A 21,422-nucleotide genomic window follows, 5' to 3' on the forward strand; every position below is an offset into this window, starting at 1 on the left:
GCAGCACGTCAGCTGTGCTCGTTCAGGGTCCGTTCGAGCGTCGGAGCTGGGAATCTTCGACGCTGCTCTAGATGACCGCCCATGAACGTCCTGCCCAAAGGCGTCCGGCACATTCCGGGCCATCTCTCCCGCGGCGAACAGGTCGCGCTGGTCGATGCGGTGCGCGAGGTGGTGGCCGCCGCGCCGCTGTACCGGCCGGAAATGCCGCGGACCGGAAAGCCCCTGTCGGTGCGCATGACCAATTGCGGCGATCTGGGCTGGGTGACCGACCGGTCCGGCTATCGCTACCAGCCCACGCATCCGGTGACCGGCACGCCCTGGCCGGCGATCCCCCCGGAGCTTCTGGAGATCTGGCAGGACCTCGCCGCCTTCGATCATCCGCCGCAGGCCTGCCTCGTGAATTTCTACGAGGACACCGCCAAGATGGGCCTGCACCAGGACAAGGACGAGACCGATCTGTCGGCACCGGTCGTCTCCGTCTCGCTCGGCGACGACTGCCTGTTCCGTGTCGGCGAGACCACCCGCGGCGGCCGCACGACCTCGATCCGGCTGCATTCGGGCGACGTGGTCGTGCTCGGCGGCGAGGGGCGTCTGGCCTATCACGGCGTCGACCGGATCTACCCCGCGACCTCGACGCTCCTGAAGAAGGGCGGCCGGATCAACCTGACCCTGCGCCGCGTGACGGCCCATGCGGGCACCTGATCATTCCGCCGGCTCGGTCTTCCCGGCTTCGGGCGGCTGCAACTTGGCAAGCAGCTCTGGCGGGAATGTCTGGTTGTAGATCGCCCGGCGGCTGACGGCTTCCCAGAACTCCCCCTGGACCGCCGGGTCGTCCGGCAGCTTGTAGCCGAGCTGCTTTGCCAGCGCCGGCAGATAGCAGTCGAAGCCGGCCCGCACCACACGGCCCCATCCCACGGCCCGATCGATGGCGAGTTCATAGCTTCCCCAGGCGACGCCGAGGCTCACAACCGCCGCCAGAAGCAGCCCGTACTCGCCGGAGTCCAGAAACGGGCGGACCTGCGAAATCCGCAGCGCATAGTCGAAGCTCATGGCGAAGACGACGATCAGGCCGATGGCCAGAAGGCCTGCCAGGAAGACGAAATTCATCGCGCAGTTCACCGCCGTGCGGACATCCTCGACCGCCTCGCGAAAATCATCCGAGAAGACCGTCGAGAGGTGAATCCAGAGCGGGATCGAATCGACCCGGTAGACGGCGCTCGAATAGGTCTCGAAGGCCCGGATGGCGTTGCCGAAGCGGGTCGGCAGGACGGATTCGGGTTTCTCCGGGTACCGGTCCACCCGCTGCCTGATGAGTTCGGTGTAGCGCGCGATATCACTTGCGGGAAAGGCATCGCCCTCGGCGATCCACCGGGCCCGCAGGGCCGCGATCTCGCTGTCGATGGCGTCGAGCTTCCGTTCTTCACGCGCCTTCAGTGGCTTGATCCAGGACACGGGAGGCCAGTAGCCCTCGAGCAGCTTGTAGAGAGGATCGTTGCCGAGCATCAGGAAGATCGCCAGCGTCCAGACGAGCAGGGCATTGTAGAGAACGTCGCCCAGCGTCACGGACTCGGTCAGTGTCGTGTAGAGCGCCGGATTGACCGGTTCGACGATCAGCAGCAGCGCGCAACTGTAGAAGACCAGCGCCGGAAACAGGAAGCCGACAATGAACGATCGATCGGCCAGCTTGGCGAGATTGGCGACCATGCTGCGGCTCCCGGCGGACTAGAAGGTATCGTCGGGCTCGTCGGAGCCGGGCCGCGGCCGGCCCGGCCCGATCGTCGGCTCACCGGGCAGCCCCATCCGCTCCATCTGATCGTGCCCCGGCGGGCCGACCTGCCGCCGCACCCTGCCCGCAACGCCGCGCGCGCGATCCCCCGGCCCCTTATCCGGCTCCGCTTTACGCGTCGGCGGGGCCGGACCCGTGGTCGGCTCGCCGGGAAGGGCGGAACGGTTCATCACGCCGAGAAGCTCCGACATGCGGACAACCAGGAGATCCTGGCCCGATACCTTGCGCTGCCTGCCGGCCGTTGGCGCGAAGAGCACATGGTCCCCCACCGCCATGTTCATCGAAGCGATCCGCCCCTTGCGCCGCCGTCCGGGGCCCACAGCGACGATCTCCCCTTCGGTCGGCTTGTTCGCTGCACTATCCGGCAGGACGCGGCCGGACGATTGCTCGGGTGGCGCCACGGGGCGGACGAGAATGCGATCCTGCAGCCGTCGGAACTTTATCGGCCGGAACTTCATCGGTCCCACCTCGATCGGCGTCCTGCTGAGGACCGGCGAACGGGCCGGCGCAGCGGCACGAGGAAAGAGGCAGGATAACGTAACGGAAGATATGCGCAAGGTTGCGGCCTCCGCGCCCGTCCGACGCGCTACGCGGCCGGCAGTCAGGCCAACCGAATGCCGCGAGCCTGCGCCCGGCTCAGAGCTTGCGCAGCGCGACCTGCTCGATGAGGTGATCCGGCCCCTTGCGCAGGATCAGGTCGGCGCGCGGCCGCGTCGGCAGGATGTTGGCGTGGAGATTGATCTCGTTGATGTTCGACCACAGGCCCTGGGCGATGGTCAGCGCTTCCTCGGGCGAGATCTGCGAGTAGCGGTGGAAGAACGAGCCGGTCTCGCGGAACGCCGTCTCGCGCAGCCGCATGAAGCGCTCGATGTACCAGCGCTTGATGTCGGCCTCGTCGGCATCGATGTAGATCGAATGATCGAAGAAGTCCGACACGAAGGGCACCGCCGTGCCGTCGGCCGGCATGTCGCGCACCTGCAGGACGTTGAGACCCTCGAAGATCAGGATGTCCGGCCGGTCGATGGTGACCCTCTGGCCCGGCACCACGTCATAGTAGAAATGCGAATAGACCGGCGCCTCGACCCGCGGCACGCCGGCCTTGATCTCCGACAGGAAGCGCAGGATCGCGCCGATGTCGTAGCTCTCGGGAAACCCCTTGCGCTGCATCAGCCCCTCGGCCTGCAGCACCGCGTTCGGGTAGAGAAACCCGTCGGTGGTGATCAGGTCCACCTTGGGCGAGGACGGCCAGCGGGCGAGCAGCTCCTTCAGGACGCGCGCCGTGGTCGACTTGCCGACCGCGACCGAGCCGGCGATGCCGATGATGAACGGCGTCTTCTGCCCCGAATCCTCGGCGAGAAAGCTCTGGCGCTGCCCGAACAGCAGCTGCGAGGCCTCGACATGGGCATAGAGCAGGCGCGAGACGGCAAGGTAGATCCGCGCGACTTCGTCGAGATCGACGGGGTCGCCGATCGAGCGGAGCCGGCGAACTTCATCGGCGGTCAGCGTCAGCGGCGCGTCGGCGCGAAACTTCGCCCATTCGGCCGCCGGAAAGATGCGGTAGGGCGAGAAACGCGACGGGGCGAGCTGGTCCATCATCCGGCCGAACTGTCGGGCCGCCCCGCCTTTTCCTGCAGGCCGGTCTGGGCCGTGCGCCTGCCGAGCTCGGCCATCACCGCCGATACCGGCACGTGGCGCAGATGCAGCGTCACGAGCAGGTGGTAGAGAAGGTCGGCGGCCTCGCTGGTCACCCGCGCATCATCCTGGGAGACGGCAGCGATCACCGTCTCCGTCGCTTCCTCGCCGAGCTTCTTGGCGACATGGCCAATTCCCTTGGCCGCGAGCGACGCGGTGTAGGAGCCGGCGTCGTCGGAGGTCGCGCGGGCGGCGACGATGGTCTCCAGGTCGGCAAGCGTGAAATCGGTCATGATGCCCTTTCGTAGGCCGGCGCTCGCTGCGCGGATCCGCCGAGGCTTCGGTCAGTCCGGCGGGTCGAGCCGCATCGGGATGCCGGCGGCGGCCATATGGGCCTTGGCTTCCGCGATCGTATAAGTGCCGAAGTGAAAAATCGAGGCGGCCAGAACCGCCGTCGCATGGCCGTCGCGCACGCCGGCAACGAGATGATCCAGCGTGCCGACGCCGCCCGACGCGATCACCGGCACGTGGACGGCATCGGCGACCGCCCGGGTCAGCTCGATGTCGAACCCGGACTTGGTGCCGTCCTTGTCCATGGAGGTGAGCAGGATCTCGCCTGCGCCCAGCCCCACGACCTGGCGGGCGAAGTCGACGGCGTCGATGCCGGTGGCGGTGCGGCCGCCATGGGTGAAGATCTCCCAGCGCGGCGCGGCGCCCTCCTCGGCCACCCGGCGCGCGTCGATGGCGACGACGATGCACTGGTCGCCGAACTTGTCGGCGGCTTCCGCGACGAATTCCGGCCGCTTCACCGCCGCGGTGTTGATCGACACCTTGTCGGCACCGGCCAGGAGCAGCTTGCGAACGTCGGCGACCGTGCGCACGCCGCCGCCGACGGTCACCGGCATGAAGCACTGCTCGGCGGTGCGCGCGACGACGTCGAAGATCGTGTCGCGGTCGTCCGACGAGGCGGTGATGTCGAGGAAGCAGAGCTCGTCGGCCCCGGCGCTGTCATAGGCCCGCGCCGCCTCCACCGGATCGCCGGCGTCGACCAGACCCTCGAAATTGACGCCCTTGACCACCCGGCCGTCCTTGACGTCGAGGCAGGGAATGATGCGTGCCTTGAGGCTCATGGAAGGGTGGCCTTCTCGTCGGCGGGGCAGGGGATGGGTCGGGAGGGCACGGGCAATGTCCGGATGGGCGGAAACGGCGAATTTTCCGCCTTATGCGATGCCGCGATAGAGGTGGGCAAGAGCCAGCGTGATTCCAAGCCCGTCAAGGGCAACCTCCGCCGCGCTGCCGACCGTCATTTCCGGCCGCTGGAAGGCGCCGTCGTCACCGCGACGCCAGAGCCAGACCCGCGCCTCGTCCTGGGACAGGACGAGATAATGGGCGAGCGAGGGGATGGCCGTGTATTCCTCCGCCTTCTCGCCGAAATCGACCGCCAGCGACGATGGCGAAAGAATCTCCGCCAGGAAGACGGGTTCGCGCGCGGCGAGATCCTGGCCGCTGCCGCCGGCCCGGTCGACGAAGACATCGGGATAGCGGATGCCGCCCGGCGTGCGGATGGCGAAATCCGCCGTGCCGATATCGTAGGCGGTCTCGTCCAGTGCGCCGATGAGAATTGCCGTCAGCCTCGCAGCGAGCTTCGCGTGGTTGCGGGAGACGTTGACCATCATCTCGACGATCCTTCCCCGCACGAATTCACGCTTTCCCTCGCGCCCTTCGTTCCAGCGCAGGAAATCATCGGCCGTCCTGATGGCACCGGCATGGATGTTCATACGCGCATCATAACCCGGACCCGCACGGCGATGAAGACCGCCACGGTGTTTGACGCCTCACGGCAGCCTCTTGGCTCAGCCCTTGCCGGACAGGACGTCCAGCGCTTCCTTCGGGTCGATGCGGCCGTCATAGAGCGCCCGGCCGGAGATCGCGCCTTCGAGGCGTCTGGCGTCGGGCATGGTCAGGCGCACGACATCGGCCAGCGAGGCGAGGCCGCCGGACGCGATCACCGGGATCGAGACCTGTTCGGCCAGATCGATGGTGGCGTCCCAGTTGATGCCGGTCAGGATGCCGTCGCGATCGACATCGGTGTAGATGACCGCCGCCACGCCGGCATCCTCGAACTGGCGGGCGAGATCGACCACGGTCAGCTCGGAGGTCTCGGCCCAGCCCTCGACGGCGACCTTGCCGCCCTTGGCGTCGATGCCAACGGCGATCTGGCCGGGGAACCGCCGGGCCGCCGCGCGGACGAGGTCGGGATCGCGCACGGCGACCGTGCCGAGGATGACCCGGGCCAGGCCCTTGTCCAGCCAGCGCTCGATATCCTCCATGGAGCGGATGCCACCGCCAAGCTGCACCTTCATCTGCGAGCCGACTGCCGCCAGAATGGCGTCGACGGCGGCGTCGTTGATCGCGCGGCCGGCAAAGGCGCCGTTGAGGTCGACCACATGCAGATGGTCGAAGCCGGCGTCACGGAACTCGCGCGCCTGGGCGGCCGGGTCGGCATTGTAGACCGTCGCCTGGTCCATCAGGCCGAGCTTCAGGCGCACGCAGGCGCCGTCCTTGAGGTCGATGGCGGGGAAGAGAATGGGCATGGCGTCCAGGCTTTCAGGTGGCCGCGTGCGGCCGGATCAGGGGTTCCACGACAGGAAATTGGCGATCAGGCCGAGGCCCAGCGTCTGGCTCTTTTCCGGATGGAACTGGGTGCCGGCCTTGTTGCCATTGGCGACGATCGCCGTGACCGGACCGCCGTAATCGGCAGTGGCGACGACGTCGTCCGGGTTACGCGCCACCAGATGGTAGGAATGCACGAAATAGGCGTGCAGCCCGCCTTCCTCGGTGGGGATGCCAGCCAGCAGCGCGTGGTCGTGATTCACGTGAATGGTGTTCCAGCCGATCTGCGGCACCTTCAGCGTCGGGTCCGCCGGCTCGATCCGCACGACGTCGCCCGGGATCCAGCCGAGGCCTTCCGTGACCGCCTTCTCGCGGCCATAGGACGACATCAGCTGCATGCCGACGCAGATGCCGAGAAAGGGCCGGGCCCTGGTCTCGACGGCTTCGCGCAGCGCCTCGGTCATGCCGGGGACGGCATCGAGGCCGGCACGGCAATCGGCATAGGCGCCCACGCCCGGCAGGACGATGCGGTCGGCGGCCAGCACCACCTGCGGATCGTCGGTGAGGACGATCTCGGCATTGGCATTGCTCTCTCGGGCGGCGCGCTCGAAGGCCTTGGTGGCCGAGCGCAGATTGCCCGAACCGTAATCGACGATGGCGACGGTCTGCATGTGTCTATCGTTGCTCCATGGCACCGAAGAACCCGGCGCTGCGGGTCGAGGTTCCGCGTCGGCGCGACATCGGCCCCGGCGCCGGCCACGGCGCGGTGGCGCTCGCGGGATCGGCGGGCCGTCCGGCCGTGGAAAAATAGGTGAGCTCGGCTTCGGCCCGGTCGCTGGCCAGGAAGGCGGCGCTCTCGCGCCATCCCTTGCGGCGATAGCGCCAGGCGCGCAGGCTCGGGCCCTCCAGCGCGACGAGAAGGCCGACGAGAAGCTGCAGAAGCGAGGCCGCGAAGGAATGGCCGCTGGCCTCGCCCCACAGGCTGATGGCGACGAGCACGAGCAGCGTCGCGAGACCTTCCAGCCAGAGCCGGTACCGCCACAGCCACAGGACGGTGAACAGGAACGCCCAGAAGGAGAAGCCGTCGCGCACGAAGACCACGCCGTCGGAGCGCGCCCCGGCGGCGGTCTCGCCGGGCTCGAAGGCGATGAAGCGCTTCAGGCCCATGGCCGTCCCGCCGCCCGCCCGGTCACGCCAGCGTGCCCTTGGTGGAGGGCACGAGGTCGGCCTGGCGCGGATCGATCGCCACGGCGTCGCCCAGCACCCGTGCCACCGCCTTGAAGCAGGTCTCGGCGACATGGTGGGCGTTGCTGCCATAGAGATTGGTCAGATGCAGCGTCACGCCGGCATTCTGCGCCAGCGCCTGGAAGAATTCCTGCACCAGCTCGGTGTCGAAGCTGCCGATCTTGTGGCGCGAGAACTCGGCCTTGAAGACGAGGAACGGCCGGCCCGACACGTCGATCGCAGCGCGGGTCAGGCACTCGTCCATGGCAAGGTCGAGCGAGGCGTAGCGACGGATGCCGCGGCGCTCGCCCAGAGCCTGCCGGATCGCCTGGCCAAGCGCGATGCCGGTGTCCTCGACCGTGTGGTGGTCGTCGATGTGGTGATCGCCCTTGGCCGAGATGTCCATGTCGATCAGCGAATGCCGCGACAGCTGTTCGAGCATGTGGTCGAAGAAGCCGACGCCGGTATCGATGGTCGAACGGCCGCTGCCGTCAAGGTCGACGCGCACGCGGATCGCGGTCTCGTTGGTCTGTCTCTCGACGACGGCATCACGCCGCCCGGCAGTCTGGCCCATCGCTGTCACCTTCGCGGGGAATGTCCCGGCGCTCTTACCACCGCCCCATGGCAGATGTCACCTCGCAGGCCGCTTCCTTGGCAAGGCCGGCCCGAAGGCCCACATGGGGCCCGGATCGGCGGTTCCTGCGGCCTCGAACGGCGCAGCGGCCTGCTGGATGGAAAAGGACAGTGCGATGAGCATGGAAAACCACGACCCCGCCACGATCTACGGCACCACCATCGTCACCGTGCGCAAGGGCGGCAAGGTGGTCATCGCCGGCGACGGGCAGGTGTCGCTCGGCAATACGGTGATGAAGGGCAATGCCCGCAAGGTGCGCCGGATCGGCAAGAAGGGCGATGTCATCGCCGGCTTCGCGGGCGCGACCGCCGACGCCTTCACCCTCTTGGAGCGGCTGGAGGCCAAGCTCGAGCAATATCCCGACCAGCTCATGCGCGCCTGCGTTGAACTCGCCAAGGACTGGCGCACGGACCGCTATCTGCGCCGTCTGGAGGCGATGATGATCGTCGCCGACCGGCAGGTGACGCTGACGCTCACCGGCAATGGCGACGTTCTCGAGCCCGAGCACGGTGTGATCGCCATCGGCTCGGGGGGCAATTACGCGCTGGCCGCGGCGCGGGCGCTTGCGGATACGGATTACGACGCCGAGGAGATCGCCCGCCGCGCCATGAAGATCGCCGGCGAGATCTGCATCTACACCAACGACAATGTCGTCGTCGAAAGCCTCGACGAGACCGCATGACAATTCGGGGGCGTCGCGAGGCGTCCCCCTTTTATACCCGCCAGCCATGATACGCCGGCGACCAGCGCCGGCAAAGCAATCGCGGATCAGTCCGCCGCGCGCTCTCCGATCATCGGGAAATGCGGTGCCGCCTGCCGGTCGAACAGGCCAATGAGGCGCGGATCGTCGGCGACCTCCACCATCTGGCGCACCGGCGTGAAACCCGAGCGCCGGTAGAAGGCCATCGCCTTGGGATGGTCCATCGTGTTGGTGTGCAGCCAGAGCTTGTCGATCGACCGGGCGAAGGCGGCGGCGATGGCGCGGCCCATCATGAAGCGCGCCGCGCGGGTGCCGATCAGCACCTCGGTCACGCCGAAGAACACCAGCTCGCAGGCGCCGTCCTCGCGGAAATCCAGCTCCACCAGCCCCTGCGGCACCCCGTCCACGTCGAGCGTGTGGATCGCCACATCCGGATGCCGGATCGTCGCGGCCAGCTCTTCTGCGGTCAGCGCCAGCCGCGAATACCACAGATGATTGCCGCCGATGCGGCGATACAGCGCCTCGTACCAGGCCGGATCGGGCTCGGTGACGCGCTGGAACTGCCAGTTCGCCTCGCCCGGCAGCGGCTCGAGCCCGGCCGGCGGCGCGGTCATCTCCAGCACCGTGGCGATGGCGGCGATCTTGCCGGGCGGGATGGCGGTGAAGCCGTCGGGAAGCTGCATGGCGGTGCGCTCTGTGTCTGGAGAAGCTGACGAGAAAAGGCCCGCGGAGAGCTCTCGCCGCGGGCCTTTTTGATTCACGTGAAACATTCCGCGCCACCTGAAGCGGCGCGGAATGCGAAGGCCCTAGGGCCTATTCTTCGTCGCCACGACCCTTCAGGGCCGCGCCGAGGATGTCGCCCAGCGACGCGCCGGAGTCGGACGAACCGAACTGTGCGACGGCTTCCTTCTCTTCGGCGATCTGCAGCGCCTTGATCGACACGCCGACGCGGCGCGCCTTCTTGTCGAACTGCGTGACGCGGGCGTCGATCTTCTGGCCGACCGAGTAACGCTCGGGGCGCTGCTCGTCGCGATCGCGGGCGATGTCGGAGCGACGGATGAAGGAGGTCAGATCGGTATCGACGATCTTCACTTCCAGGCCGCCATCCTTCACTTCCGTGACCTCGCAGGTGACCACGGCGCCGCGACGCACGTCACCGGCTTCAGCCGCCTCGACGAACGGATCGCCACCGACCTGCTTCATGCCGAGCGAGATGCGCTCCTTGTCGATGTCGACGTCGAGCACCTGGGCCTTGACGAGGTCGCCCTTGTTGAACTCCTCGATGACCTGCTCGCCCGGACGGTTCCAGTCGAGATCCGACAGGTGGACCATGCCGTCCACGTCGCCGTCCAGACCGATGAACAGGCCGAACTCGGTCTTGTTCTTGACCTCGCCCTCGACGATCGTGCCGATCGGGAACTGGTCGCGGAAGCTCTCCCACGGATTGGCGAGCGTCTGCTTGAGACCCAGCGAGATGCGGCGCTTGTTCGGGTCGACCTCGAGAACGACGACCTCGACCTCCTGGGAGGTGGAGAGGATCTTGCCCGGATGGACGTTCTTCTTCGTCCAGGACATCTCGGAGACGTGGATGAGGCCTTCGATGCCCGGCTCCAGCTCGACGAACGCACCGTAGTCGGTGATGTTCGTGACGCGGCCGGTGACCTTGACGCCCATCGGGTACTTGACGCCGATGCCATCCCAGGGATCGGCCTCGAGCTGCTTCATGCCCAGCGAGATGCGATGCGTCTCCTGGTTGATGCGGATGATCTGGACCTTCACCGTCTGACCGATCTGCAGGATCTCGGTCGGATGGTTGACGCGGCGCCATGCCATGTCGGTCACATGCAGCAGACCGTCGATGCCACCAAGGTCGACGAAGGCGCCGTAATCGGTGATGTTCTTGACGATACCGTCGACGACCTGACCCTCTTCGAGGTTCTGGACGATCTCCGAACGCTGCTCCGCACGGCTCTCTTCGAGCACGGTCCGGCGCGACACGACGATGTTGCCGCGACGCTTGTCCATCTTCAGGATCTGGAACGGCTGCGGCGTGTTCATCAGCGGGCCGACGTCGCGGATCGGACGGATGTCGACCTGCGAGCGCGGCAGGAAGGCCACGGCCCCGTCGAGGTCGACCGTGAAGCCGCCCTTGACCTGGTTGAAGATCTGGCCTTCGACCTTCTCGTTGTTGTTGAACTTCTCCTCGAGGCGAACCCAGCTCTCCTCGCGGCGCGCCTTGTCGCGCGACAGGACGGCTTCGCCGAGGGCGTTCTCGATGCGCTCGACATAGATCTCGACGACGTCGCCGACCTGGAGACCACCGTCTGCGCCCTTGGCGCCGAATTCCTTGAGGGCGACACGACCCTCGACCTTCAGGCCGGCGTCGATGACGGCCATGTCTTTCTCGATCGCGACGACGGTGCCCTTGACGACCATGCCTTCGGCGACGTCCTGCTCATGGAACGAGGCTTCGAGCAGTGAGGCGAAATCTTCGCGCGGGGATACGTTGGACATTCCTACTCCTTGGGGACTCTCTCGGTCTGGTCGAGAGAGCAGCGCGCCGTGGGGCGAGGCCCCGGGTCAGACGTTGCAAACGTCCGGGATCGCGGTCCGGCCCATCCCGGCGTTGACGGCGGGGAGGGGCCCGAAGGACGACCGCCTCTAGGCGGGTCGGCATTCGTGCGGCGCGCGGGACCGCGGCCGGACAGGTGATATCGAAGCTCTGGGCAGGGCCGGCAGATACGCGCAGGCCGATAGCCGAAAAGGACGTGGTCCAGTTCTGAACCCGCCCCGCAAACTCCGTTCCGTCAGGCCAGGGCGCGATCGATGACCGCGCAGGCCGCCTGGAACGCCGCTTCTATACCCAATTCGCTGGTGTCCAGCAAGTGTGCATCGGGCGCCGGCCGCAGCGGCGCGATGGCACGGCCGGCATCGCGGGCGTCCCGCTCGCGCACTTCGGCGAGAATCCGCTCGTAATCCACGTCGCGGCCCTTGGCGGCGAGTTCGTCAGTGCGCCGGCGCGCCCTCACCTCGGCGGAAGCCGTGACGAAGATCTTCACCCGCGCCTGCGGGCAGATCACCGTGCCGATGTCGCGGCCATCCAGCACCGCACCCTCGGCGCGGGCGGCGAAGCTGCGCTGGAATTCGGTGAGCGCCGTGCGGACCGCGCCGTGCACGGCGACGCGCGAGGCGAGTTCACCGGCCTCGCGGCCGCGCAGCGATCCGTCGTCGAGATGGCTGGTGTCGAGCTCCGTGGCGATCGCGCCGGTCGCTTGCGCATCGTCGAGATCGACGCCGCGATCGTCGGCGAGCTTGCCGACGGCGCGGTAGAGCAGCCCGGTGTCGAGATAGGGCAGGCCGTAATGCGCCGCGACGCGCTTGGCCAGCGTGCCCTTGCCGGCCGCCGCAGGGCCGTCGATCGCGATGGTGAGCGCCGTGGTCATGGGGTCAATCCGTATTGGCCGACGCATCCGGTTCGGGCGTCGGAGTGGCAAGGGTGGTGACACCGCGGGCGTCGAGAACCAGCAGCACGGCGGCGATCACCGCGCCGAGGAGATAGGGGATCGCCACCATGAACAGGATCAGCGCCAGTTCGCCGATCTTGCGGGCTGCGCCGATGACGAAGTCGATGACGCCGTTGCCGGTGGCCAGCACCGCGTCGCCCGCGCCGAGCGGCGCATTGGCATGGAGGACGGCCAGGACGACGCAGCCGGCGACGAAGAGCGGCATGGGAAGCAGTGCGGCGAGGCGGCCCTTCAGGGTTCCCGGCGCGGCCCGCAGCTGGCGGGCGCGATAACGCCCGTAGATGAAGGCCAGCGGCGAGAAGAACAGGAGCGCCAGAAACGCCGTCAAATCATGCTCCGTCGGACAGATCGGCGCCGAGGCCGGCCATCATCGCCTGGAACGCCGGGAAGCTGGTCGCGATCATCCGGCCGTCATCGACGGTGACGGCGCGCTCGCAGGCCATGCCCAGCACCAGGAAGCTCATGGCGATGCGGTGGTCGAGATGGGTGGCCACCGTGCCGCCGCCATAGGCGCCGTCCGGGCCGCGGCCGTCCGGATTGCCGGTCACGGTCAGCCAGTCGGCGCCCTCCTCGTGGACGATGCCGTTGACGGCGAGCCCGGCGGCAACGGCGGCGAGGCGGTCGCTCTCCTTGACCCGCAGCTCGTCGAGGCCGCGCATGACCGTGGTGCCCCTGGCGAAGGCGGCGGCCATGGCCAGCACCGGATATTCGTCGATCATCGACGGCGCGCGCTCGGCCGGCACCTCGACCGCCGTCAGCTCCGAATGGCGCACGCGCAAATCGGCGACGTCCTCGCCGCCGGCCACGCGCCGGTTCAGGATCTCGATCGACCCGCCCATCTCGATCAGCGTCTCGACGAGGCCGCTGCGGGTCGGGTTCATCAGGACGTTCTCCACCGTCACGTCGGAGCCCGGCACGATCAGCGCGGCGACGACCGGGAAGCCCGCCGAGGACGGATCGCCCGGCACGGTGAAGTCGGCGACGCCCTTGAGGTCGCCCTGACCCTCGAGCCGGATATGGCGCACGCCCTCGGCGTCGGTCTCCACTTCCAGCGCGGCGCCGAAGCCCTGCAGCATCTTCTCGGTGTGGTCGCGTGTCATCACCGGTTCGACGACGGTGGTGATGCCGGGTGCGTTGAGGCCGGCGAGCAGCACGGCCGATTTGACCTGCGCCGACGCCATCGGCACCCGGTACTCGATCGGCGCGGCGACGCGCGGCCCGTGCAGCGACAGCGGCAGACGGTCGCCCGAACGCGCCACGACCTGGGTGCCCATCAGCCGCAGCGGATCCAGGACCCGGCCCATCGGGCGCTTGGAGAGCGAGGCGTCGCCGACGAAGGTGGCGCCGAAATCATAGGAGCCGACCAGCCCCATGGTCAGGCGCACGCCGGTGCCGGCATTGCCGAAATCGATGATGCCCTCGGGCTCCAGGAGGCAGCCATTGCCGACGCCCTCGACCACCCAGGTCTCGCCCTCCTTGCGGATCTGCGCGCCCATCGCGCGCATGGCATTGCCGGTGGCGATCACGTCCTCGCCTTCCAGAAGCCCGGTGACGCGGGTTGTTCCGGCTGCGATGCCGCCGAACAGGAAGGCGCGATGCGAGATCGACTTGTCGCCGGGAACCGTGACCGTGCCGGTCAGCGCGGCCGAATGGCGAGCGGCGATCGGCCGGGGGTTGGCTGCGCTTCCATGCATGTGACGTTCTTCCCGGTTCTCTCTGGCCCCGCACGGGTGGCCTGGCGTCGTGGCGCGGCGGGCGAAGGGCCCGGTCGGCGGCATCGGGGCCGCGCGGCGGCCACCCTGTCGTCCCGCCTGCCGGGGTGGAAATCGGCGGCCGGGACGGCGGCCCTTTCTGTCGCCCGAATCGGGCTTTGACAAGGGCCGGTCTAGGCCGTATGGGACCAACCGATTTTCAACGGACCGGCACAGCGTCGCGAAAGCGCCAGATACCGGCCGCGTCACGGGCTTGCCGCGGCGGGGCCGGCGGCTTCGTCGCAGCGCTCGGCGGCCCGGTCTGCCTGTTCCGGCCTGGGCCGCGGATCGGCGGACATCGACCGCCGCATGCAACCCGGACCCCGATCAACCAGTTGGACGCGTCAGGCGACCATCCCGATCATCACGAGGCGATAATGGCGAAACCCGAACTTGGTACCAAGCGGACCGATCCCGAGACCGGGAAGAAATTCTACGACCTGAACCGCGATCCGATCGTCTCGCCCTTCACCGGCAAGACCTATCCGCTGTCGTTCTTCGAGACCGTCGAGGTTTCGCGCTCCTCCGCCGCTGCCGCCAAGGCGAAGGCCAAGGCAGCGGCCGCCAAGCAGGCGGCCGACGAGGAAGAGGAGGATGAGGACGATACGGTGGAGATCGAGCAGACCGACAACACCGTGTCGCTCAACGACGTCGAGGAAGAAGAGGGCGCCGGCACCGCCAAGGCCAAGCCGGATGTCGACGAGACCGACGACGAAGACGCCACCGACGACGACGACGACGACGCCGCCTATCTGCCGGACGACGAGGATGACGACGACGACGTCTCCGACATCATCGGCGGCGGTCGCGACGACGACGAGGACTGATCCGGTCTTCAAGGCGCACAACCGTCGGCCGACCGGCCGGCGGGACCGTTGCGAAAACAGGCGGTTCCGGAAAATTTGCCGGCATCGCATCCTGACGAGGGAAAACCACTTGACCCTCGCGGCGGGCTTGATTAAACCCCGCCCACACAACGCGAGCCCGACCACCAGACGGGCTCCGACATTCGCCGGTCAACCGGCGGCGTGGGGCCATAGCTCAGCTGGGAGAGCGCTACAATGGCATTGTAGAGGTCAGCGGTTCGATCCCGCTTGGCTCCACCATTTATTTTTTGCCTTACAAAAACGCATATATTACAGTGGCCTAGCCAGTTTCGAGCTAGAGTGCGTACCTCATCGCGTACCCGCGCGAAATACCCTATGCAGTGCGGCTACGAGTAGGCTGCAGGGCTGTGAGTAGGTGGGTACAACACCGTCGCAAACCTGCTAGCTGCCAGACTGACCCTCCGGCGCCAGCCACTTCGCGTATTCACGAAGATCCAGCATTGGCACTGTCGCCGAGAACTGTAGCCGGGTGATCAGTTCGAAAAGGAACGCGGCGGCTGGACGGCCTTCTTCCTGAACACGGTAGCCGCCGTCCTCCATGCTCTCGAATGTTCCGTGTGCGGCAACACAACCTAGATCGAGCTTTTCGTTCGGGTCGTCTGCCACCAAAGCGTCGGTCAGTGCCCTCCCAAGCGCGGGTTTCCACTCGCTTTCGAACGTGAGGATCCCGGCGAAGATGTAAATTTCTGCACGTGCTGGCGCCACGCCGTTCGCCGTTGGGATCGGCAAGCTGGTCCGGTGTAGCGCACGGACCGTCGCCGCCTTCTTCCTTGCATACGCAATGTTCCGGGCATCAAGGGACTGCTTGGCCTCGAAAACTGCGTAGACACTCTCCGCCGGGATGATCTTGTTACCCTCAGCCTGGAAGGTGATTGGAGTGTACTGCCGATCATAGATCACGATGTCGATCTGATCAGAGAATTGGCCTTTGCTATCGCAGACAAATGCCTTGTCGACGGTGTATCGCCTTGGCAGGTACGTCTGTAGCAACTCGATCCAGATGCCCTCGGTAGCATCTCCTTTCGCCACCGGATGACCAACATTGTTGCGCGCTCTCTCTAAGCGGTCCTGAATTTCTTCGTGAAGGCCGGATAGGAGAGCGTGTAGATTCCAACTCATCTCACGAAGTCGAGCCATTTGCCGTTCGGTCCGAGCAACGCCTCGGCCGTGCGGGCGACGTGGAGTTTTGTTCCTTCATCCACGTCGTCCGAGACAATGTTCGCCCCGTTCGCTGGATCCACTACGCGGGCGGTCTGGAAGCGGGCGCGGACGTGTTCGAGCGTCATCACCACCCGCCGTTCCAAGTTGCTGAACAAGTCGTTCCGCAACGCTTCAATCACCGTCAGTTCGAGAAGAAAACTCGGAACGTCGAAGCCGCGCTGGTCGCGCCACAGCTTCATAAGGCGCATGACGTCTCTGTGGGCGCTTCCTGACACGACGCGTACGTGCTCCCGGACGTTCGTCTTGGTCCAGGTGTCCGCCTTCCTTCGGTAGAGACTGTGATCGTCGCTGAACACGTTCTGCAACTTACCGGGGACCAGATCTACGTCGATGCCCTGCACTGTGACGCCGATCGAAACGTTCTGTCGGCGAGGAGCGTAGCCTTTGACCTGAAACCGGTCGAACAAGCTCTCGTAAACTTCCTTGAGCGTCTCGTTCACATTCGACGCAAGCGAGATGAAGAGGTCGATGTCGGTAGACGACCCGTTTGCCGTGCCTTTGGCAAACGACCCGCTGGGCTCGAAAGAGATTAGGAACTGCCCTGCCCATTCGCCGACGATCGGTTCGATCGCTTCTCTCACGGCCAAGGCCGGCGAGAATGGTCCCGTGTCTACTGCCTCGCGCGTCAGGATGTCCGAAAGGTATTGGTCGATCGACATTTTGGCAGCCTCCACGCATATCTTTAGTTGCTATGCGCCGAGTTGGGTACGCCTCCGTATCAGTTCCACAACATTCTGTGCCTTGCCTTGCGCCGGACAGCCTGGAATGTCTAGCGTTCCAATGGCACTTCGCTGAGCTACCGAAGTCCCTATGCGCACTGGCGCGGACGCGGATCAAACCGAAGCGCGAGCCTTTCAAGATTGAGCACGTGGAACGGCCGGCCAGCTTAGCAGGGTCACGATCGGGAGCCGACCGTGATTCGTTGAAAATGGAACGCGAGGCAACCTCTGACCACCCTTGGTATCGCGAGCTTCCTAGAAGTACCAGAAGACCGATACGCCCCCCGGCGTGCGATCATCAAAGTAGGTGGCGTTTTTCGTCGAATCTCTAAACAGCCTGATCTGTGGCGCGCGTCTTCGAGCCCACCCGTTTGGCAAGCTTTGATAGGGTCGACCGGGAACAGCCCGTCGCCGCGACAATGCTCGACCAAGTTTGCCCGCTCTCCAGCAGACGCACAATGGCCGCGTTGCGCTCAGTGTCTTCCGGCCTTCCCCGATACTTCCCCTCGGTCTTGGCCTTCGCGATGCCCTGTTGCTGCCGCCTGCGACGATCATCGTAGTCCTTGCGAGCTACAGCCGCGAGCATGTCGAGAAGCATGCCATTGATGGCTTCCGCCATGCGTGCTGTGAAACTCTCCGCGTCGGCATCCGCAAGCATCCAAGAGGTCGGAAGGTCCAGAGCGACCACGCGGACCTGACGAGCAGCAATCTCAGCGCGCAGCTTCTGCCAGTCGCCTGAGGTCAAGCGGGATAGCCGGTCGACTTGCTCGACCAGCAGGATGTCCCCCGGACGACTGTCGGCGAGAAGGCGAAACAGCTCAGGACGGGCTAGCTTCGCGCCACTCTCGTTCTCGCGATAGTAGCCCGCGACGGTGAGACCACGGTCGGTCGCGAAGCAATCGAGGTCGGCTTGGGCGCGGCTGGCGTCTTGGTCATGGGTGGAGGCGCGGAGGTAGGCGCGGACAAGCATCGAATCACCATAAGTTCGGTTTGGGTGGTCCGATAAATATCAGTTCGCTTTGAGTGGTCAATTGATATTTCAAGAACCAGCACCGGACCGGTTCTCCGGAGGCATACCTGAACTGAACCGTCGCCAAAGGAGGCTATGGGTGGGAAGCGGTCGATCCGGTTTCAAGACGGATAGTTGATAAGCGGGCGCGAGAATCTGGTATTTTGATCTCGAGAGATGAGCCATATTCTGGGAACGCATCGGGCATGCCTAACAAGTCGCCGTTGGAGCTTGATCTAAGACAGCTATCGAAAGCGCTTATCGATCGACAATGGACTGCGCGCGAGGTTGCCGAGGCATCTATATCGCGTATCGAAGCGCTCGACCGTGATTTACACGCCTTCTGCACTTTGGATGAAACGGCACTCGCTCAAGCCGAGGACATCGATCGCCGCCTTGCTGCTGGATTACCCGTCGGGCCGCTGGCAGGTGTTCCCGTCGCTGTAAAGGACCTAATCTGCACCCGCGGTCTGCGCACGACGTTTGGCTCGCGTTTGTATGACGATTTTGTGCCCGATCAAGATGATATCGTAGTCCAACGCCTCAGAGAGGCGGATGCAATCATCGTCGGCAAAACCAATACGTCCGAGTTTGGGTACGGTGCTGTCGGCCACAACCACCTTTTCCCCACGACGCGGAATCCATGGAACACGGCTCTGACCCCGGGTGGTTCCAGTGCCGGCTCGGCCGCTGCTATTGCCGCTAGGATGGTTCCATTGGCCCTGGGAAGTGACGGCGGCGGCTCAATACGGATCCCCGCGTCGCTATCCGGCGTCTTCGGCATGAAGCCATCCTGGGGACGTGTGCCTCTTTATCCGACGTGTCGCGACGAACGCTATCCTGGCCAGTCCAGTTGGGAGTCCCTGGAGCACATCGGCCCAATGACCCGCAACGCGGCGGATGCCGCTCTGGCCCTATCTGTTATCAGCGGCTCCACCCCGTACGACAGGCATTCTCTCCCATCGGAAGCCAGCGATTGGGCTTTGGACGGCGTGGAAGCGATGAAAGATGTCCGCATCGCATATACGCATGACCTGGGCTTTGCGCCCGTCGATCAGGAAGTGCGCGCGGTCTTCGAAAATGCCGTCCGGCAGTTGGCAAGGATATTCGGGACCATCGACTGCGCTTATCCGGCCGTTGGCAACACAGAAGTCCTGCTCGACACACTCGTTGCGCTTGAGACGGATCGGGCGGGCCTCAAAGCCATGGCCGCCGAGCGCGGGATCGAATTGGACGGCTGGATAGGGAGCATCCTTGAGCGCACGTGGAGCGCGGACCAGTTCACTGCCGCACTTTTGGAGCGGAAGCGGGTTGTCAATATCACCGCCAATTTCATGGCCGACTTTGATTTCCTGCTTATGCCGACAACCGCAACGGCGGCGTTTCCAGTAGATGCATACGGCCCGGCGGAAATAGCGGGGCATTCCCTTCCTCCGTCAGCGTGGGTTCCATTCTCTGCGCTCGCAAACTTTACGGGTCAACCTGCGGCTTCAGTTCCGATCGGCTTCACAAATGACGGCCGCCCGATCGGCTTGCAGATCATGGGCCGTCACCTGCATGACCGGGGAGTTCTTTCCCTGTCTGCTGTAGTCGAAAAACTCTTTCCAAATAATCGCTGGCCTGGTCCGACACTGTGACAATGGATGTGCGGTGTCGGTTGGCATCTCATTGAAAGGAAAGCAACGACAACTATCGCAGCTCGCGATTTCCGGTTTCAAGATTGATGCCGACACTAACGACCGACATGGGTCGAACTCTGTCGGTTTTACTGGTCCGCGCTGCATCAGCCGGGTGGGGTGATGGCGATTGGTTTGGGAGGGGTAAGGGGGGCCGGAAGAGCCGGTTTTCATCGATGCCCACTCAGATTTTTCGGCTCCCAAAACGGCCCTCTAGAACACCCCTAAGGCGTACCCGAGATGCCATCCCCAGTGGGTCCGCGTCTCAGTTTCGTTAAGGCACTTCTGGTGGGCGATGGGATCGCCTGAATGCTCTGTGCACATTCCCGTCTGAACGGCGTAGTGGAAGTTCTCCAAGCGGATCACCGTGGTGGCCAACCAGAGATTAGCGAGCAGGCTGATGGCTAGGATAACCTTCATGCGTTGGGGGCCTTCAGGAGGGGGGCAGAATGAGCGTTCAGGCCCTCCCGTGGATTGGGCAACGGGAACATACAAACACTCTTGTAGGGGCTGCTGTGTGGCACTGAAGGGCGGCGACGCCCAACTGAGCCACGGATAGAAGTGTCCTGGACCCGCTACTCCACCGTCAAATTATACAGGACGTCGGGAACGGAACTTGTCGGCTCCGCCTCGCAACGTGTCTTGATGACCAACATGGTAGTGGCCGTACTCCGGTGAAACCAGTCAACCCTACCTTCCTTCGCCATGTTGATGCCGTTCATGACCCCCATGACGTAAGAGAATGAGTTGGCGAAGCCCATGTCATAGTAGACCCCCTCTCTGGGAGTATTCACTCGTGACCGCGCGGCTTGCTCGTCCGCGTAGGTCTGAAGATAGCGCGCGCAGGTGTGCGAGCCATGAATGTGCACTAGTGCTGCGCCGCTTTCATCGACTGCGATGGCCGATGCAGGTGATGCTGTCACGACGACTGCAAGAAGACCAGCTCGGAGTTTCATCGGAGATATCCCGTCGACGCGAAGGGACCGTCTTAGGTGGTTATTCGTGCCTGACGAGGGGCCGCCGATTTGCTCCTCGTGTGCGAGACCGGTCCTAGGGTCGATACCCATTCATCCTGTTGAAGCTTCGGAGCAAATCGGATTCCCTCGTGCGCAAAGGAGCCAAGGGAGGATCGGATGGCACGACTGTTCTGGCTGAACGACGAGGCGTGGGCCGCTATCGAGCCGCATCTGCCAAAGAACCAGCCAGGGGCGCGTCGCGTAGATGATCGCCGGGTCATCAGCGGCATCCTGCACGTTCTCAAGACCGGCAGCCGTTGGCAGGACTGCCCGAGCGAATACGGACCTGCAACGACGATCTATAACCGCTTCAACCGCTGGTCCCGACGGCGAATCTGGACCAGCATTCTGGAGGCACTGGTCGCAACAGGTGTGCTGAGCCGCTCAGCCTCGATCGACTCCACCTACGTGAAAGCACACCGATCTGCTCATGGAGGAAAAGGGGGGCGAAGGCGCAGGCAATCGGCCCTTCCCGAGGCGGGCAGACAACAAAGATCCATGCCATCACCGACTGCCTCGGCCGCCCGGCGATCCTCCGGCTGACACCCGGCAATATCAGCGACGTGGGTGCTGCAAATGACCTGCTGGATGCTGCGGGACCGGTGCGCTGGTTCACCGCTGACAAGGGCTATGATGCTGATGCCCTGCGGCAGCGGCTTCGCAATGTCGGCGGGAGGCCCGTGATCCCAGGCCGATCAAGCCGGAAGACACCGGTCGTCTACGACAAACGACGCTACCGTGAGCGCTGGCGGATCGAAGCTGCCTTCTGCCGCCTCAAGGACTTTCGACGCGTCGCAACCCGCTACGACAAGCTCGCCGCGAACTTCCTGTCCGCCGTCGCCCTCGCGACCATCATTGCCTTCTGGGTTTGATCGAGTCTCGACCCTAGTGGGCACACCTATAGGTCTACTATAGGTTCCCCTCTCTCTCTTGGTCTAGGTGGGGATGATCGTCTATCCACCATCATCATCGCCATTAGAGAAACAGGGAGAGGGGAGACCTCATCAGGAACTCCCTGATCAAGACCTCT

Annotated in this window: 23 protein-coding genes, 1 tRNA gene and 1 pseudogene; 6 read left to right on the top strand and 19 right to left on the bottom strand. The window is 65.0% G+C overall.

From position 1 onward, the window contains the following. Positions 1 to 81 precede the first annotated feature (81 nt). Positions 82 to 702: an alpha-ketoglutarate-dependent dioxygenase AlkB family protein gene (locus J3367_RS05550; RefSeq protein ID WP_024352234.1), complete on the top strand. Its 621-nt coding sequence runs from the start codon at positions 82 to 84 to the stop codon at positions 700 to 702. Here the strand turns inward: J3367_RS05550 and J3367_RS05555 are convergent, their stop codons facing one another. The 10 genes from J3367_RS05555 to hisB form a co-directional block, all read right to left on the bottom strand. Further along, on the bottom strand, positions 703 to 1,704 hold the full coding sequence (locus J3367_RS05555) for a hypothetical protein (RefSeq protein WP_024352235.1): 1,002 nt from the start codon (positions 1,702 to 1,704) through the stop codon (positions 703 to 705). 18 nt (positions 1,705 to 1,722) lie between these two features. Further along, on the bottom strand, positions 1,723 to 2,244 hold the full coding sequence (locus J3367_RS05560; protein WP_202814828.1) for a co-chaperone GroES: 522 nt from the start codon (positions 2,242 to 2,244) through the stop codon (positions 1,723 to 1,725). Positions 2,245 to 2,422: 178 nt separating this feature from the next. Beyond that, positions 2,423 to 3,379: a type I pantothenate kinase gene (gene coaA / locus J3367_RS05565; RefSeq protein ID WP_024352237.1), complete on the bottom strand. Its 957-nt coding sequence runs from the start codon at positions 3,377 to 3,379 to the stop codon at positions 2,423 to 2,425. Further along, positions 3,379 to 3,711: a phosphoribosyl-ATP diphosphatase gene (locus tag J3367_RS05570; protein WP_024352238.1), complete on the bottom strand. Its 333-nt coding sequence runs from the start codon at positions 3,709 to 3,711 to the stop codon at positions 3,379 to 3,381. The genes coaA and J3367_RS05570 overlap by 1 nt, the downstream gene beginning before the upstream one ends. A 51-nt stretch (positions 3,712 to 3,762) precedes the next feature. Continuing rightward, positions 3,763 to 4,548 (bottom strand): imidazole glycerol phosphate synthase subunit HisF, encoded by a 786-nt coding sequence (gene hisF / locus J3367_RS05575; protein WP_024352239.1) that lies wholly within the window; start codon positions 4,546 to 4,548, stop codon positions 3,763 to 3,765. Between the two features lie 90 nt (positions 4,549 to 4,638). Beyond that, positions 4,639 to 5,196: a Uma2 family endonuclease gene (locus J3367_RS05580; protein WP_024352240.1), complete on the bottom strand. Its 558-nt coding sequence runs from the start codon at positions 5,194 to 5,196 to the stop codon at positions 4,639 to 4,641. A gap of 75 nt (positions 5,197 to 5,271) precedes the next feature. Next, on the bottom strand, positions 5,272 to 6,012 hold the full coding sequence (gene hisA / locus J3367_RS05585) for a 1-(5-phosphoribosyl)-5-[(5-phosphoribosylamino)methylideneamino]imidazole-4-carboxamide isomerase (RefSeq protein ID WP_024352241.1): 741 nt from the start codon (positions 6,010 to 6,012) through the stop codon (positions 5,272 to 5,274). A 36-nt stretch (positions 6,013 to 6,048) separates the two neighbouring features. Then, positions 6,049 to 6,702: an imidazole glycerol phosphate synthase subunit HisH gene (gene hisH, locus J3367_RS05590; RefSeq protein ID WP_024352242.1), complete on the bottom strand. Its 654-nt coding sequence runs from the start codon at positions 6,700 to 6,702 to the stop codon at positions 6,049 to 6,051. 4 nt (positions 6,703 to 6,706) lie between these two features. Beyond that, positions 6,707 to 7,198, bottom strand: a complete 492-nt coding sequence (locus J3367_RS05595) for a DUF2628 domain-containing protein (protein ID WP_024352243.1) — start codon at positions 7,196 to 7,198, stop codon at positions 6,707 to 6,709. A 22-nt stretch (positions 7,199 to 7,220) separates the two neighbouring features. After that, complete coding sequence (gene hisB, locus J3367_RS05600) at positions 7,221 to 7,829, bottom strand: imidazoleglycerol-phosphate dehydratase HisB (RefSeq protein WP_024352244.1); 609 nt, start codon at positions 7,827 to 7,829, stop codon at positions 7,221 to 7,223. Positions 7,830 to 8,010: 181 nt separating this feature from the next. On the opposite strand from hisB, the gene hslV reads away from it, so the two are divergent. Continuing rightward, entirely contained in the window at positions 8,011 to 8,571 is a 561-nt protein-coding gene (hslV, locus tag J3367_RS05605; RefSeq protein WP_024352245.1) for an ATP-dependent protease subunit HslV, read from the top strand. A gap of 86 nt (positions 8,572 to 8,657) precedes the next feature. Here hslV and J3367_RS05610 read toward each other — a convergent pair whose 3' ends face one another. The 5 genes from J3367_RS05610 to aroA form a co-directional block, all read right to left on the bottom strand. Continuing rightward, positions 8,658 to 9,272 (bottom strand): GNAT family N-acetyltransferase, encoded by a 615-nt coding sequence (locus J3367_RS05610; protein ID WP_024352246.1) that lies wholly within the window; start codon positions 9,270 to 9,272, stop codon positions 8,658 to 8,660. Positions 9,273 to 9,402: 130 nt separating this feature from the next. Next, entirely contained in the window at positions 9,403 to 11,103 is a 1,701-nt protein-coding gene (rpsA, locus tag J3367_RS05615) for a 30S ribosomal protein S1 (RefSeq protein WP_024352247.1), read from the bottom strand. A gap of 293 nt (positions 11,104 to 11,396) precedes the next feature. After that, entirely contained in the window at positions 11,397 to 12,032 is a 636-nt protein-coding gene (cmk, locus tag J3367_RS05620) for a (d)CMP kinase (protein ID WP_024352248.1), read from the bottom strand. Between the two features lie 4 nt (positions 12,033 to 12,036). Further along, entirely contained in the window at positions 12,037 to 12,441 is a 405-nt protein-coding gene (locus J3367_RS05625; RefSeq protein WP_024352249.1) for a hypothetical protein, read from the bottom strand. Between the two features lies 1 nt (position 12,442). Then, positions 12,443 to 13,807 carry a 3-phosphoshikimate 1-carboxyvinyltransferase gene (gene aroA, locus J3367_RS05630; protein WP_024352250.1) on the bottom strand — a complete coding sequence of 455 codons (1,365 nt, stop codon included), beginning with the start codon at positions 13,805 to 13,807 and terminating at the stop codon, positions 12,443 to 12,445. Between the two features lie 434 nt (positions 13,808 to 14,241). Here aroA and J3367_RS05635 point away from each other — a divergent pair, with 434 nt between their 5' ends. Both J3367_RS05635 and J3367_RS05640 read left to right on the top strand, forming a co-directional pair. Continuing rightward, a complete protein-coding gene (locus J3367_RS05635) occupies positions 14,242 to 14,691 on the top strand; it encodes a TIGR02300 family protein (protein WP_024352251.1) in 450 nt (149 codons plus the stop codon). 203 nt (positions 14,692 to 14,894) lie between these two features. After that, positions 14,895 to 14,970: transfer RNA gene (locus tag J3367_RS05640), tRNA-Ala, on the top strand. A 162-nt stretch (positions 14,971 to 15,132) separates the two neighbouring features. Here the strand turns inward: J3367_RS05640 and J3367_RS05645 are convergent. The 3 genes from J3367_RS05645 to J3367_RS05655 form a co-directional block, all read right to left on the bottom strand. Then, positions 15,133 to 15,888, bottom strand: a complete 756-nt coding sequence (locus J3367_RS05645; protein WP_421460384.1) for a DUF6602 domain-containing protein — start codon at positions 15,886 to 15,888, stop codon at positions 15,133 to 15,135. Beyond that, entirely contained in the window at positions 15,867 to 16,631 is a 765-nt protein-coding gene (locus J3367_RS05650; RefSeq protein WP_421460386.1) for a nucleotidyltransferase, read from the bottom strand. The genes J3367_RS05645 and J3367_RS05650 overlap by 22 nt, the downstream gene beginning before the upstream one ends. A gap of 388 nt (positions 16,632 to 17,019) precedes the next feature. Continuing rightward, entirely contained in the window at positions 17,020 to 17,661 is a 642-nt protein-coding gene (locus J3367_RS05655) for a recombinase family protein (protein WP_421460389.1), read from the bottom strand. A gap of 245 nt (positions 17,662 to 17,906) precedes the next feature. On the opposite strand from J3367_RS05655, the gene J3367_RS05660 reads away from it, so the two are divergent. Continuing rightward, positions 17,907 to 19,337 carry an amidase gene (locus J3367_RS05660; protein ID WP_421460392.1) on the top strand — a complete coding sequence of 477 codons (1,431 nt, stop codon included), beginning with the start codon at positions 17,907 to 17,909 and terminating at the stop codon, positions 19,335 to 19,337. 614 nt (positions 19,338 to 19,951) lie between these two features. Here the strand turns inward: J3367_RS05660 and J3367_RS05665 are convergent. Further along, on the bottom strand, positions 19,952 to 20,332 hold the full coding sequence (locus tag J3367_RS05665; RefSeq protein ID WP_421460394.1) for a hypothetical protein: 381 nt from the start codon (positions 20,330 to 20,332) through the stop codon (positions 19,952 to 19,954). 177 nt (positions 20,333 to 20,509) lie between these two features. Between J3367_RS05665 and J3367_RS05670 the strand changes: the two are divergent. Further along, positions 20,510 to 21,264 (top strand): annotated as a pseudogene (locus J3367_RS05670) (IS5 family transposase). The last annotated feature ends 158 nt before the right edge of the window (positions 21,265 to 21,422 follow it).

Origin of the sequence: Aurantimonas sp. NFXS3, from assembly GCF_049132005.1 — a bacterium.
Classification (GTDB): Bacteria; Pseudomonadota; Alphaproteobacteria; order Rhizobiales; family Rhizobiaceae; genus Aurantimonas; species Aurantimonas coralicida.